This is a genomic window from Aquibaculum sediminis (genome assembly GCF_040712085.1).
Classification (GTDB): domain Bacteria; phylum Pseudomonadota; class Alphaproteobacteria; order Kiloniellales; family DSM-21159; genus Aquibaculum; species Aquibaculum sediminis.
The window spans coordinates 85,846-99,301 of sequence record NZ_JBFCVK010000008.1 but is presented as its reverse complement, the minus strand read 5'-3'; the positions used below and the strand labels follow the sequence as shown (position 1 = coordinate 99,301).

Annotated in this window: 12 protein-coding genes; 2 read left to right on the top strand and 10 right to left on the bottom strand. The window is 65.7% G+C overall.

All coding sequences use genetic code 11. The features are described from left to right. Positions 1–66: 66 nt before the first annotated feature. Positions 67–1,803 (bottom strand): IlvD/Edd family dehydratase, encoded by a 1,737-nt coding sequence (locus ABZ720_RS13725; RefSeq protein ID WP_366556096.1) that lies wholly within the window; start codon positions 1,801–1,803, stop codon positions 67–69. Positions 1,804–1,854: 51 nt separating this feature from the next. Then, positions 1,855–2,796 carry a hypothetical protein gene (locus tag ABZ720_RS13720; RefSeq protein WP_366556095.1) on the bottom strand — a complete coding sequence of 314 codons (942 nt, stop codon included), beginning with the start codon at positions 2,794–2,796 and terminating at the stop codon, positions 1,855–1,857. A 254-nt stretch (positions 2,797–3,050) separates the two neighbouring features. Here ABZ720_RS13720 and ABZ720_RS13715 point away from each other — a divergent pair, with 254 nt between their 5' ends. Continuing rightward, a complete protein-coding gene (locus ABZ720_RS13715; RefSeq protein WP_366556094.1) occupies positions 3,051–3,539 on the top strand; it encodes a thioesterase family protein in 489 nt (162 codons plus the stop codon). A gap of 56 nt (positions 3,540–3,595) precedes the next feature. Beyond that, positions 3,596–4,099: a pentapeptide repeat-containing protein gene (locus ABZ720_RS13710; RefSeq protein WP_366556093.1), complete on the top strand. Its 504-nt coding sequence runs from the start codon at positions 3,596–3,598 to the stop codon at positions 4,097–4,099. Positions 4,100–4,116: 17 nt separating this feature from the next. On the opposite strand, the gene ABZ720_RS13705 is transcribed toward ABZ720_RS13710, so the two are convergent. The 8 genes from ABZ720_RS13705 to ABZ720_RS13670 all read right to left on the bottom strand — a co-directional run bounded on the left by ABZ720_RS13705 (position 4,117) and on the right by ABZ720_RS13670 (position 13,397). Next, a complete protein-coding gene (locus tag ABZ720_RS13705) occupies positions 4,117–5,040 on the bottom strand; it encodes an NAD(P)H-dependent flavin oxidoreductase (protein ID WP_366556092.1) in 924 nt (307 codons plus the stop codon). Positions 5,041–5,106: 66 nt separating this feature from the next. Further along, complete coding sequence (locus ABZ720_RS13700; protein ID WP_366556091.1) at positions 5,107–6,723, bottom strand: acyl-CoA synthetase; 1,617 nt, start codon at positions 6,721–6,723, stop codon at positions 5,107–5,109. Between the two features lie 82 nt (positions 6,724–6,805). Next, positions 6,806–7,255, bottom strand: a complete 450-nt coding sequence (locus ABZ720_RS13695; protein WP_366556191.1) for a TAXI family TRAP transporter solute-binding subunit — start codon at positions 7,253–7,255, stop codon at positions 6,806–6,808. 295 nt (positions 7,256–7,550) lie between these two features. Further along, the gene (locus ABZ720_RS13690) at positions 7,551–8,333 is read right to left on the bottom strand and encodes an ADP-ribosylglycohydrolase family protein (RefSeq protein ID WP_366556090.1); all 783 of its coding nucleotides are present in this window, start codon (positions 8,331–8,333) and stop codon (positions 7,551–7,553) included. A 67-nt stretch (positions 8,334–8,400) separates the two neighbouring features. Further along, positions 8,401–9,039, bottom strand: coding sequence for a methyltransferase domain-containing protein (locus tag ABZ720_RS13685; protein WP_366556089.1), 639 nt, complete (start codon positions 9,037–9,039; stop codon positions 8,401–8,403). A 105-nt stretch (positions 9,040–9,144) separates the two neighbouring features. Further along, complete coding sequence (locus ABZ720_RS13680; RefSeq protein ID WP_366556088.1) at positions 9,145–9,942, bottom strand: ferritin-like domain-containing protein; 798 nt, start codon at positions 9,940–9,942, stop codon at positions 9,145–9,147. Continuing rightward, a complete protein-coding gene (gene bcp / locus ABZ720_RS13675) occupies positions 9,942–10,406 on the bottom strand; it encodes a thioredoxin-dependent thiol peroxidase (protein ID WP_366556190.1) in 465 nt (154 codons plus the stop codon). The genes ABZ720_RS13680 and bcp overlap by 1 nt, the downstream gene beginning before the upstream one ends. A 15-nt stretch (positions 10,407–10,421) precedes the next feature. Then, a complete protein-coding gene (locus tag ABZ720_RS13670; RefSeq protein WP_366556087.1) occupies positions 10,422–13,397 on the bottom strand; it encodes a bifunctional [glutamine synthetase] adenylyltransferase/[glutamine synthetase]-adenylyl-L-tyrosine phosphorylase in 2,976 nt (991 codons plus the stop codon). Positions 13,398–13,456: the final 59 nt, after the last annotated feature.

Genomic DNA, 13,456 nt, shown 5'->3' with positions numbered 1-13,456 from the left:
CATGCGTTACCACAGGGTGGGAAGCCGCGCTAGCAAGCAACACGGCTCCAGAAGCAACTCGTCAGATCAGGGGACGGTGGGGCCCTGCTGCTGCGGCCGCAGAAAGGTGAAGTCGCAGCCCTCCGGGGCTTGTGTGACTTCCTTCAAATAGAGGTACTTGAAGCCGCGTTCTGAACCGGCATGGGATATGCCGGCCTGCAAGGCACCACGGCGGGCGACGAGTTCTTTTTCCTCGACCACAAGCTCAAGGCGACCGGCCGCAGCGTCGAGACGAATCCGGTCGCCATCCTGCACCAAGGCAAGCGGACCGCCCTCGGCGGCCTCCGGCGCGATGTGCAACACGATGGTGCCGAAGGCCGTCCCGCTCATCCGCGCGTCGGAAAGGCGCACCATATCCTTGACGCCCTGGCGGGCCAGCTTCCTCGGGATGGGCAGGTAGCCGGCCTCCGGCATGCCCGGCGCCCCCTTGGGTCCGGCGTTCTTCAGCACGAGGACACTGTCGGCCGTGACCTGCAGATCGGGATCGTCGATCCGCTCCGCCAGGTCCTGCAGGTTCTCGAAAACCACAGCCGGCCCCTCGTGCTGCAAGAGATCCGGGCTGGCCGCGGACTGTTTGATCACCGCACCGTCCGGCGCCAGGTTTCCCCGCAGCAGGCGCAGCGCGCCGCCGCTGTGGATCGGGGTGTCGAAGGGGCGGACCACCTCCTGCGGCCAGGCAGCAGGCGCGGCATCGAGGTCTTCGCCCAGGCTGCGCCCGCTGACGGTCAGGCAGTCGAGGTCGAGCTGGTGGCGCAGTTCGCGCAGGATGGGCGCCAGGCCGCCAGCCTTTTGCAGATCCTCCATGTAGTGCTGGCCGGAGGGCTTGAGGTCGACGAGGACCGGTGTTTCCTGACCCAGCGTGTCAAAGGCTTCCAGGTCCAGGGGATACCCCAGGCGCCCAGCGACCGCGGCCAGATGGACCAGGGCATTCGTCGACCCGCCCACGGCGTGAAGAATGCGGAAGGCATTGCGGAAGGCCGGCGGCGTCATGATGCGATCGGGCGTGAGGCCCTCGGCCGCCATGGCGACGGCGCGGGACCCGCTGGCTTCGCAGTGGCGCAGACGATCGGCATGGACGGCGGGGATGGCAGCTCCGCCGGGCAGCATCATGCCCAGCGCCTCGGCGGTCAGCGCCATGGTGCTCGCGGTGCCCATCACCATGCAGGTGCCGGCGGTGGGGGCCAGTTTGCCGGAGATCTCGTCGATTTCTGCCGCGTCGATCTCGCCGGCGCGAAAACGCGCCCAGAAGCGCCGGCAGTCGGTACAGGCGCCCAGGCGCTCTCCCCGATGGTCGCCGGTCATCATGGGACCGGTGACCGTGAGGATTGCCGGTACACCGGCGCTGGCCGCGCCCATGAGCAGGGCGGGCACGGTCTTGTCGCATCCACCGATCAGCACGACCGCGTCCATGGGCTGGGCGCGGATCATCTCCTCCGTGTCCATTGCCATGAGGTTGCGCAGGTACATGGAGGTGGGGTTGGAGAAGGATTCGTGCATCGATATCACCGGAAAGCGCACCGGCAGTCCTCCGGCGAGCAGAACCCCGCGCTCGATGGCGTCGATCATCTCCGGCACGGTGCGGTGACAGGCGTTGTAGCCGCTGAAGGTATCGGTGATGCCGATGATGGGCCGGGATAGAGCATCGTCGCTGTAGCCCATGGCCTTGATGAAGGCCCGGCGCAGGAAGAGCGAAAAGCCCGAATCGCCATAGTGGGTAAGGCCCGCGGCCATGCCGCGTGGGCTGTCGTCCTGATCTGCCGTCATGTGTCCTCCGCCAGCGGTGCTCTGTGAGCCTTGTGCGCGCGCGGCGCTGCGTCAAGTCGTCGCCTGTTGCGGGGCCAGCAGGCGACGATAGAGCGGCCGCATCATGGCCGGGAGCATGAACATTGGCAGCTGGGCTATGGCAAAGAAGAGCACCACGTCGAAGTTCTCGTCCGGTGACAGTGTCGCCAGGAGCAGGCCCATGTTGCAGTTGCCGGCCAGCAGTCCCGCACTCATGGCCAAACGCCGCCCGAAACCCCAGAAAGCCAGCATGGTGATGGCCTGCAACGCCGGATTGGCGAGAAAGGCGGCCAGGAGCCAGAGCAGGACCTGCCCCGGCTGGGCCAGCAAGGTTTCGGTCACGCCGTCCATGATGGCCACGGCAAACAGCAGCATGATGACCACGATCATGCCATCGAGCGCGACGCCATTGCGCCGCAGCCAGGCCGAGCCGAGCCACGCGCGGATTGCGAGCGCGCCCAGCAGCGCCAAAAGAACGACGCCGCCAAGCCGCAACATCAACTCCCCGGTTCCGATCGCAAGGTCGAGGCCCAGAAGCCAGAGGCTGAGCGGCGGAATGGTTACGGGTGCCAGCAGGGTGCTGATCAGACCCACCACCAACGTCAGCGCGCCGTCGAGGCCCAGCAGCAGCGCGATGGCCGTGGCTCCCAGAATCGGCGGGGCGGCCGCCATCAGGATGACGGCGGTCTCCAGACCCGAGGGCAGCGGAATGGCAGCCAGAGCGCCCCAGGTGAGCACGGGCGAGGCCAGCAGCATCCAGGCCACCAAACCGCCGGTCAGCAAGGGTCGCCGCAGGTAGGCGCCGACCTGCTGCCAATCGACGCGCAGGAGAGAAAAGAGGAGAAGCAACACCACGCTTGGCGCCAGCAGCGGCCGGAGCAGGTTCGCAAGTCCCGGCAGCAGCAGGCCGATGAACACACCCACGAACAGCAGAGGCACGCCCTTGCCGCCCAACAGGCTCAGCAGTCTCAACACAGTATCGGTCCCCCGAATGATCGCCCAGCTACGCTGGACCGGATCGCATTTAATCTGAACCACCCCGGGTTCGGATTAAATGCGTGAATCCGGTCTAAATTAAAGTGTTAGAGCCGATTCACGTCTCTGCTCGGATTCGCGGAGCGATCCGAGCAGAGACGACCGGCTCTAAACCCTTTCGCCGTTTCCGGCCAATCGACTAAGCTCCGGCCCGGCCCCGCGTCGGGGGGTTTGGATGAAAGGGCTGAAGCAGCATGAGCGGAGCGCCGCTGGAACTTTATCGCACCGAGGTTCCGCAGGAGTGGATCGATATCAACGGCCACATGAACGTGGCCTACTACCTCTACGCCTTTGACCGTGGAATGGACGGCCTCATGAAACGGGTCGGTCTGACCGCTGAGCATCGCGAGACGACAGGTGGCAGCATCTTTGCCGTCGAAGGGCATTTGACCTATCAGCGCGAACTCAAGCTGGGAGAACCCTTGGTGATCTCCCTGCAGTTGCTGGGTTGGGACAGGAAGAAGTTCCACACCTTCTGGCGCATGCATCACGCCGAGGCAGGCTTCCTGGCCGCGACCGGAGAATTCCTCAGCCTTTACGTCAATCTGGAGAGCCGACGCAGCACCGAGATGCCGGAGTCCATTCAGACCGCACTCGCTGAGATCGCCGAATCCCAGCATGGTCTGCCCTGGCCGGAAGAGGCGGGCAGGGCGGTGCAGCTGCGGAAATCTGCCGCGGCATGAGGTGGACAATCCCCCCGGCTATTGCCCTTCAGGGTCTCAGCCCCGATCTTGCTGGTATGCGCAAACCTTTACTCACTTCCCTGTTGTTGCTCGTCTTCCTGGTCGTCACATCCGGTCCGGCGGCCGCGGCCTGTACCGATCCGCCCGGTGCGGAGGCGGACTGGCAACGCTGCAACTTTGACGGTGTCGATTTGAACGGCGTGAACCTGGCGGGGGCTCGCTTGCGGGAAGCGAGTTTCCTGCGTGCCGATCTCTCCGGGGCCGACCTTTCGAGAATCGAGGGGCATCGTGCGAAGTTCATCAACACCAAGATGCATGGCGTGGACCTGAGCGAAGCCCAGCTCTTCCAGGCGGATATGACAAAGGCCGACCTGACCGACGCAAATCTGTCGAACGCCAACCTGCGCGATACCAGGCTGTTTCAGGCAAATCTGCGCGGGGCGGACCTGACCGGCGCGCAGATCAACAATGCCGATCTGACCTTTGCCGATCTGTCGGGGGCCACCTGGATCAATGGCGAACATGTCTGCCGGGAAGGCTCGCGCGGGCGCTGCAACTGACAGGGAACGCCCGGCGTTCAGGCGCAGAAACGCTGTATCGCGTCGGCATGTTCCTGTTTCAAACGCGCGCAGAGTGCGGCCACATCGGGAATGTCCTCGATTGTGGCGGCTCCCTGGCCGGCTGACCAGACATCGCGCCAGGCCTTGGAGTGATCGAGTGATAGCTTCTTGTCCGCCTTGAGGTCTCCCGGATCCAGTCCGGCCGACTCCAGCGAGGCGCGCAGAAAGTTGGCGGGGATGCCGCTGACCGCCGGGGTGTAGACGATGTCCTTGGTCCCGGCCTCGAGGATCATCCGCTTGTAGGCCTCGTCGGCGCGGCTTTCGCGGGTGGCGATGAAGCGGGTGCCGAGATAGGCCAGATCAGCCCCCAACATCCGGGCGGCCGCGATCTGGCTCCCATCGTTGATGGCCCCGGAGAGCACAATGGTCCCGCCAAAGAAGCGGCGGATTTCCGGCAGGAAGGCGAAGGGGCTCAAGGTTCCGGCGTGACCACCGGCGCCGGCGCAGACGGCGATCAGGCCGTCCACGCCCGCCTCGGCCGCCTTTTCCGCATGGCGGCGGCTGATGACGTCGTGGAACACCAGACCGCCGTAGCTCTGCACTGCCTCCACCACCTCCGGAACCGCGCCGAGCGAGGTGATCACCAGCGGCACCTTGCGTTCGACGGTGACCTTCAGGTCGGCGTCGAGGCGCTTGTTGCTGCGCTGGACGATGAGATTCACCCCATAGGGTGCTGCCTGCGGCGCCTCGGCCAGCCGCCCCTCGATTTCGTCCAGCCAGTCGATGTAGCCCTCGGTGCTGCGCTGATTGAGGCTGGGAAAGGTGCCGATCAGCCCGGCGCGGCAGGTCTCCACCACAAGGTCTGGACCGGAAACCAGGAACATCGGCGCGGCGATGGCGGGCAGGGCGAGGCGGCCGTCAAAAGCGGGGGGCAGAGGCACGGGGGACTCCGATTGGTGGAAGATGTGGCAAAGGGATAGCCCGCGCTCCCACGCGCGAGCAAGGCTTCACCCACGCCCCCGCAACTCCCGGCGCATGATTTTGCCGGTGGCGGTCATGGGCAGGCTGTCCACGAAGGCGACCTCGCGCGGATACTCATGGGCGGCCAGTCTTTGTTTGACGAAGTCCTGGATCTCCCGGGCCAGGGCAGCGTCCGCCTGATAGCCCGCAGCCGGTACGATGAAGGCCTTGACCCGCTCGGTACGCAGTGGGTCCGGCACGCCGACCACGGCGGCGAGTGACACCGCCGGGTGCTTGAGCAGGCAATCCTCCACCTCGCCCGGGCCAATGCGATAGCCGGCCGAGGTGATCACGTCATCATCGCGGCCGACGAAGTGGAAGTAGCCTTCTTCATCCGCATAGCCCTGGTCGCCGGTCAGCATCCAGTCGTCGATGAATTTCTCCGCCGTGGCTTGGGGCCTGTTCCAGTAGCCAAGAAACATCACCGGGTCGGGCCCGCGCACGGCGATGGTGCCGACTTCGCCAGCTGAGACCTCCTCTCCCTGTTCGTTCACCACGGCCACGCGATGACCGAAGACCGCTCGGCCCATGGAGCCGGGTTTCACGGGAAGGATGGAGGAGCAGTTGGAAACGATCAGGTTGCACTCGGTCTGGCCGTAGAACTCATTGGCGTTGATTCCGAAGGTCGCCTGGGTCCAGTCCAGCAGTTCCGTGCCCAGAGTTTCGCCGCCACTGCCCATGGAACGGAGCCGGTAATCCCAGCGTTCCCGCGGCCGGGAAACGCTGCGCATCATCTTGAGCGCCGTTGGCGGCATGAAGACGTTGCGGACCTCCTGCTCGGCCAGGAGCGCGAAGGCCTCCTCCGGGTCGAAACGGGTCATGCGATGGGCCAGCACCGGAACGCCGTGATGCAGGCTGGGCAACAGCACGTCGAAGAGCCCCCCGATCCAGGCCCAGTCGGCGGGTGTCCAGAAGCGGTCGCCGGCCTGTGGAAAGAGTTCCTGCGGCATCTCCACGCCCGGCAGATGACCGAGCAGGACACGATGGGCGTGCAGTGCCCCCTTGGGCGGGCCGGTTGTGCCGCTGGTGTAGATGATGATGGCGGGGTCGTCGGCCTCGGTCACAAGAGGCGTAAAGCTGTCGGAGGCCGAGGCCAGGGCGGTGTGCAGGTCGCGGGCACCGCCGGCGCCCGGGCCATCCGTGCAAAGTAGCAGCCGCAAGTCCGGCAGCTCCTCGCGCAGGGCGTCGACATTCTCCAGCCCCGTCGCGTTCGTCACCAGGACCCTGGCGCCGCTGTCGGCCAGGCGATAGCGCAGCGCCTCCTCCCCGAAGAGCGTGAAGAGCGGGACCGAGACGGCGCCCAGCTTGAAGGCGGCTATGTGGGCGATCGCGGTTTCCGGCGTCTGCGGGAGCAGAACCGCCACCCGGTCGCCGCGCGTCACCCCCTGCGTCTGCAGCAGGTTGGCCAGGCGGTTCGACAGGCGCTTGAACAGGTCGAAGCTGTAGCGGTCGGTCCTGCCGTCGGCGTGGCGGTGCAGCAACGCCAGGCGTCCGCTGCCGTCAGCCCAGCGATCGCAGACGTCGACACCGATGTTGAAGTGCCGCGGCACCTTCCAGGAGAAGCGGGCAGCGATCTCTGCGTAGCTATCGCCTTTGGGCAGCATAATGGTTCATTCCAACACAGCCGGTTTTGCAGCGCCGGCCAGAGTAGCGCTTATGCGCCTGTGTGGCAGCCGCCCCCCGGTTTCAGTCGCTGTACTCCTCGGGGATGCGCTCGGACGGCAGATCAATGCCCTGTTCCAGGAGGTGGCGCACCGCGCCGGCGTGGAAGGGCAGCACGCTGTTGCCGCTCCAGTTCTCGATGCGCGACTGCGCGGCCGAAGGATGAATGGCGCGCATGCGCGCGTTGTCTTCCAGGACCAGCCTGGTGATCTCGTAGGCCAGGCTGTCGGGCAGGTCCTTGTCGGCAACGACAAAGCTCCACATCGAGACCGTGGGCAGGTCCTGTTCGAGGCTCTGGTATGTGCCGGCGGCCAGGGTGTAGGGAGCGAGCGACGGGTTGTCGCGCAAAAGCTGCTCTCGCTGCTGCGCATCGAACGCGAAGAAAGTCACGGGCTGCTCGGCCTCGAGCTGCGCAAATGCCGCGATGGGCGCGCTGATGGCCAACGCAAAGGCATCGATGCTGCCGGCCTCCAGCTCCTGGGCCAGGCAAGAGCCACTGCGAAGGTTGCCATCCGTTGCTTGATCGCTTCAGCCTTCATGTGTTCCTCCCCTCCCGAGTGTTTATGGCAAGAATTACCATGATTCGCGTAAGCTATCACCTATACACGTTTCGCCTGTTGCTGGCATGAGGCTTGGCCGGAAAATGTAGCCCGTGATAAAGGCGATAGACCCCCCTCATGCGCTCGGTTAGGTGGGCCGGGAGAGCGTAGATGACGAGCATAGGCAGGATGGATTGTCCTGGGCTGTTGGGCCAGTTTCGGATGGAGCCTCAGCCGGACAATTGCTTGCGTGCGGCTTCACGGCGTTGATCGAAGCGGTTGAGTACCTCGAGAAGATCGGAGGTCAGGTGGGCGCGTGCGCTTTCGCTGATCGGACGCGGGACACCGTGGATGGCTTCGGCCACAGCGCCGGCGATGCAGGCCAGTGTGTCGGTATCGCCACCCAGGTACACGGCGTTGCGCACCGCGTCCTCCCAGTTGCGCGACTCGAAGGCCGTGACCAGGGCAGGCGGCACCGTGCCGGCAGCGCTGACATCGAAGCCGCCCTGCTTGAGGGCCGTTTCCTCTCGCAGGTCATAGCCGAAGTCCCGGGTGATCCCCGCCCTGACCTCGGTCGGGCCTATGCCTTGCCGCAGCGCAAGAATGCTGCGGGCAATGGCTTGGGCCGCCTTGATGGCGTCGGGATGATCGTGGCTTGCGACGGACTGGGCGGCCGCCCAGTCATCGGCTTCGGCCTCGCTCGCGGCGAGCCAGCCCGCGGCCGCGACCCGCATTGGCGCCCCATTGCCCCAACTGCCATAGGCTGGGGCGTCGTCCTTCATGGCCCAACGGATGAACATTCCGCCGTAGCCTGCGTCAGGGTGTCGGCGAACGAAGGCGCGCAGGGTGGGCGCAAATTCGCTCCCGGTCATGAGCGCTTCCGCCACGGCCAAGCTGCACACCGTGTCATCCGTGAAGCGGCAATGCCGATGAAACAGCTCGAAATCGCTGGGTGGCGCGGGATGGCCTTCGAAGCGGGAACCGATGATATCGCCGGCGATGGCACCAATCATGCTGCCTCCCCTCTGCTCTGCTCCTGCACCGATGGCCCCGTACTGGCGGGAGCGCATCGACGTCCGGCTATCGCGCGAAGACGGCCATCTGGGTCGAGGCACCCAGGCTCGGATGCTCCGCGCCGATGCCGCGAAAGCTGACGCGATAGCCATTGCGCTGGGCCATGCCGCCAGCCCATTCCTGAAACCTGTGTCGAGGCCACTCGAAGCGGTGGTCGGGGTCCCGGAAACGCCGCCGGCCCATGGGGTAGAGGCGATTGTACTCCTGGTTCGGCGTTGTGACGACCACCATGCCCGGGCGGAAGCAACGAAAAACGCTCCGCTCCACTGCCGGCAACTGTCCGGGGTCCAGGTGTTCGATGACCTCGACCAGGGCAGCGGCATCGAAACCGGCCAGTCGCTCGTCCGGTAACAGCAGGGAGGCCTCGTGCAGGCTGACCCCTTGCGTTTGCTGAACGGCCGAACGGACGTCCATTCCGATATTCAAGCGTGTTCGGGCGTGGGCCAGGGCCTCAACGCAGACCTCGAGCCCGACAAGGCGCTCGATCTGGGGTTCCTTGCGCAAGCGAGCCAGAAGCTTGCCCACGCCGCAGCCAAGATCGAGCACGCTGCGCGCGCCGCTGTTCACGATGGTGCTTGCGACAAGGGCCAGACGTTCCGCATCGAGATCACCCGGCCTGCGGTTGGCATCATGATGGGCTTTCATGGCCCGAGGTTACCAGATGGGACTCGGGCGTTCAGCACCGGCCGGAGACTTGCGAATAGCGGCTCCGCGAAGCCGGTCTTTGCGGCCATCGGCTCAATATTCCCCTCAGCCCACAAGGTCGCTGTAGTAGTCCGCAGTGAGGCCGGCCTTGCTGCGGCCGGGTTCGTTGAAGGGAGGCTTCAGCGGGCCGCGAAAGCGCTCCCGGACCAGTCGCTGCCAGGTGCTCACCGGCTCGAGCTGGCGCTTGGCGCACAGCCACTGGAACCAGCGCCGGCCGATGGCGACGTGGCCGATTTCCTCATCGTAGATGACCTGCAGCACGGCAGCGGATTCCTCGTCGCCCGCATCGTTCAGCTTGGTAATCATCGCCGGAGTGACATCGAGCCCCCGGGCCTCGAGGACCATCGGCACCACCGCCAGACGGGCCAGGAGGTCGTCCGCCGTCGCCTCGGCGGCCTGCCAGAGGCCGTCGTGGGCGGGCAGGTCACCGTAGCGGCCCCCCAGTGCTGCCAATCGATCCGACAGGAGGGAGAAGTGCTTGGCTTCCTCGTCCGCCACGCGCACCCAGTCATCGTAGAAGTCGCGCGGCAGCTCCTCGTGCGTGAAGCGCGCAATGATGTCCCAGGCGAGGTCGATGGCGTTGAGCTCGATGTGCGCCAGGGCGTGCAGGAGGGCGAATCGCCCGGCAGTGCCCGGCCCGATCTTGCGCTTCTTCACGCGGTTGGGCGGCAGAAGTTCCGGGTGTTCGGGACGTGCCGGTCGGTCGGGCGGCTGTCCCTCACCGATGGCGGTGATGCGCAATCCGCGCCAGTCGGAGGCTGCCGCCCGGCTGCGGCGGGCCTTGCGCTCGGGGTCCGGGACGTCCAGCACCGCCAGGGCTGCGCCGGCCAAGGAGAACTGCATCAGAGCTCCTGGACGGCCTTCAGCACGGCGTCAACATGCCCCGGCACCTTCACCTTGCGCCAGACCTGACGGACCACGCCCTCCTCATCGATCAGGAAGGTGGCGCGCTCAATGCCCATGTACTTGCGGCCATACATGGATTTCTCGACCCAGGTGTCATAGGCGGCACAGACCGTGCCTTCCTCGTCGGACAGCAGGGTGAAGGGCAGTTCGTGCTTGGCCTTGAACTTGTCGTGCTTCTTCACGCTGTCCTTGGAGAGACCGAGAATGACGGCATCGGCTTGGCTGAAATCGGGCAGTGCGTCGCGAAACCCGCAGGCCTCAGCGGTACAGCCGGATGTATCGTCCTTTGGATAAAAATAGAGGATGACCTTCTTCCCCCGCAGCTCGCTCAGCGACAGTGTCTTGCCGCCGTCGGTGGGAAGGGTGAAATCGGGAGCGGTTTGTCCGGGCTCGACCGTCATGGTGCGCATCTCTCCTCATTCATCTTGCTTGGCGGCCGCGCGCAAGGTGGCAGCCGGCTCGCCAATGAGCCTGTCGTAGGCATTCGCTACGGCTTCAGTCTGCGTCTGCAGAGTGCGTTCCAGGGTCTCGAAGTCAAGCACGCCCGCCGCCCGGGCCAGTGCCGCGCGCAGTCCCGTCGGTGTGCGCTCCGGCTCGAAAGTTTCGCCCACGGTCAGGCGCAGGTAGTTCTGCACCCGGCGCAGGAGGTTGATTGCCTGTTGCAACTGAGCAGACGTCTCCTGATCCAGAGCGCGGACGCGGGCCAAGGAATCGAAGGCGGCCTCGCTCGTTCCGCACAGCACTTCGGGGTGAGCGGCGGCATGGCGCAGTTGCAGGTACTGGGCAATGAAATCGAGATCGTAAAGGCCGCCCCGCATGTACTTGATGTCCCACGGCGAGCGGCCGGGATGCTGCTTGGCAATCCGCTGGCGCATGTTGTCCACGTCGAGCAGCAGTCGGTCGGGATCTCGCGTGCGGGTCAGGATGACCCCGAGGGTCTTACGAATGCGCTCGGCGAAGTCCGGCACGGCGGCTGCGACCCGAAAACGGGTCAGCGCCATCAGCTCCCAGGTCCAGGCATCCTGTTCCAGGTAGCGCTGGTAGCCCGGAAGGGAGAGCGCGATGGGACCTGATGCGCCCGAGGGCCGCAGGCGGGGATCGACCTCGTAGAGCAGTCCCTCTCCGGTCGGCGCCGAGAGCGCTGCGATCAGTCGCTGGGCAAGACGCCCATAATAGACGCTGGCGGACAGCGGTTTGCGTCCGTCGGATTCCTGGGCGGGATCGTCACAATCGTAGACGAAAACCAGGTCGAGGTCCGAGGAGAGGGTCATCTCCCGTGCACCCAGCCGTCCCAGAGCGATCACGGCCAGTCCCGCGCCTGGCACCTTGCCGTGGGAAGCTGCCATCTCTTCCTCGACCGCGGCCAGAAGGGCGGCGATGGCGACATCGGCCAGAGCGGAGAGCCCGCGCGCGGCAATGGCCGGATCGATCTTGCCCAGCAGAATCTGCACGCCGACCTGGAAGCGATGGTCGGTGGACCAGCGCCGCGCCTCGTCCAGCTGATCCTGGAAGTCGCGGCAATGGCGGAAGGCTTCGTCCAGTTCGGCCCGCAGCGTTTGGGCGTCCGGCAGCGGCGCGTAGAAGTCCGTGTCGATCACCGCTTCCAGCAGCGCCGGCCGGCGTCCGAGACGTTCGGCAAGCGCCGGGGCATGGCCGAGGATTTCCGCCAGGATCTCCAGCAACGGAGGGTTCTGGTACAGCAGCGAGAAGAGCTGCACACCGGCAGGCAGGCGCGAGAGGAAGGTGTCGAAGCGGACCAGGGCGGCATCCGGGTCGCTGCCCTGGCCGAGCGCCTGCAGCAGGGCGGGCATCAATTCCGTGAGGATCTGGCGCGCGCGCACCGAGCGGGTGGCGCGGTAGCGTCCGTGATGCCAGGCGCGCACGAGGTTGAACACGCGCTCGCCGTCCTTGAAGCCCATTTCCTGGAGGGTGGTCAGTGTCCCGGGTTCGGGCTCTCCACCGGTGAACACGAGATTCCCGGGGCCGGCCAGCGAGGGGGCTTCCTCGAAGAGTTCGGCGTAGTGCGCTTCCACAGCGCGCAGGTGGCGCAAAAGCACTTCCCGGAATGCCGCTTCATCGGGGCAACCCATGAAGGCCGCAATGCCTGCCACACCTTCTGCGGTGGCCGGCAGACTGTGGGTCTGCTTGTCGTCCACCATCTGGAGGCGATGCTCCAGGGTACGTAGGAACAGGTAAGCCGCGTGCATGTCGGCGGCTGCTTCCGGCGTCACCCGGCCGGCCTGGGTCAGGGCGTGCAGGGCGTCCAGCGTGCGCGGGGTACGAAGCTCCGGGTGGCGTCCGCCGTAGATGAGCTGTTGAGTCTGCACGAAGAACTCGATTTCGCGAATCCCCCCGCGGCCCAGCTTGATGTTATGACCCTCCACCGCAACATCGGCGCCGCCCTTGTGCGCGTGGATCTGGCGCTTAATGGAATGGATGTCCTGGATTGCCCAGAAATCGAGATGCTTGCGCCAGATGAAGGGGGTGAGTTCGCGCAGGAAGGACGTCCCCAGTTCCTGGTCGCCTGCAGCCGCACGGGCCTTGATCATGGCCGCCCGCTCCCAGTTCTGGCCCTGGGATTCGTAGTAGGTGAGGGCGCCGTTCACCGACAGGCATAGCGGTGTGGCACCGGGATCGGGTCGCAGGCGCAGGTCCGTGCGGAAGACATATCCGTCGGCCGTCAACTCGTCCATCAGGCGGGCCAGTTCCCGCGCCATTCGGACCATGCCTTCCTGCACGCCGCGCGCGCGGCGGTAGTCGATGCGGTCCGGATCGAACAGCAGGATCAGGTCGATGTCCGAGGAGTAGTTGAGTTCCCTGGCGCCGTGCTTCCCCATTGCCAGGACGCTGAAGCCACAGCGGTCCAATGGGCGTTCCGGGTCGGCAAGCACGAGCTCTTCGCGCTCGTGTGCGCTGAGCAGCAGATGGGCGAGCGCGGTATCCAATGCTGCATCCGCAAAGTCCGACAGGGCCTGGGTCACCTGCAGCAGTGGCCAGGCGTCGGTCATGTCGGCGATGGCCGTGACCAGGGCAACGCGGCGCTTGGCCCGCCTCAGGCCGGCCTCCACCTCGGCCCGGCTTTTCCGCGCCAGCTTCGGGTCGCGGCAGTCCGCCAGCGTCTGCTCCAGGCAAGCCTCTGGACCCAGCCGGCCCAGGTCGACAAGGAAAGCGGGATCAGACAAAAGACATTGGCCAAGGAAAGGCGAGTGACCGAAGATGCACCGCAACAGCGCCTTGCCGGCGTCGCTTTCGGCCAGCTCCGCCGGTGCGGCACGCACCGCAGGGTCGAGGCGTTCAAGCCTTTCATGCCAGTGTGTCAGGCCGATGTCCGCACGTTCGCTGTTCACCGGCAGGGGGAGCCTGTCGGGCGATGGCAGTTGGTCGGAATCCATAGGGCGGTGCCTGCACGTGAGAAAATCTAAGCCTGCGCGAGCCGGCCTTGAATGGTCAA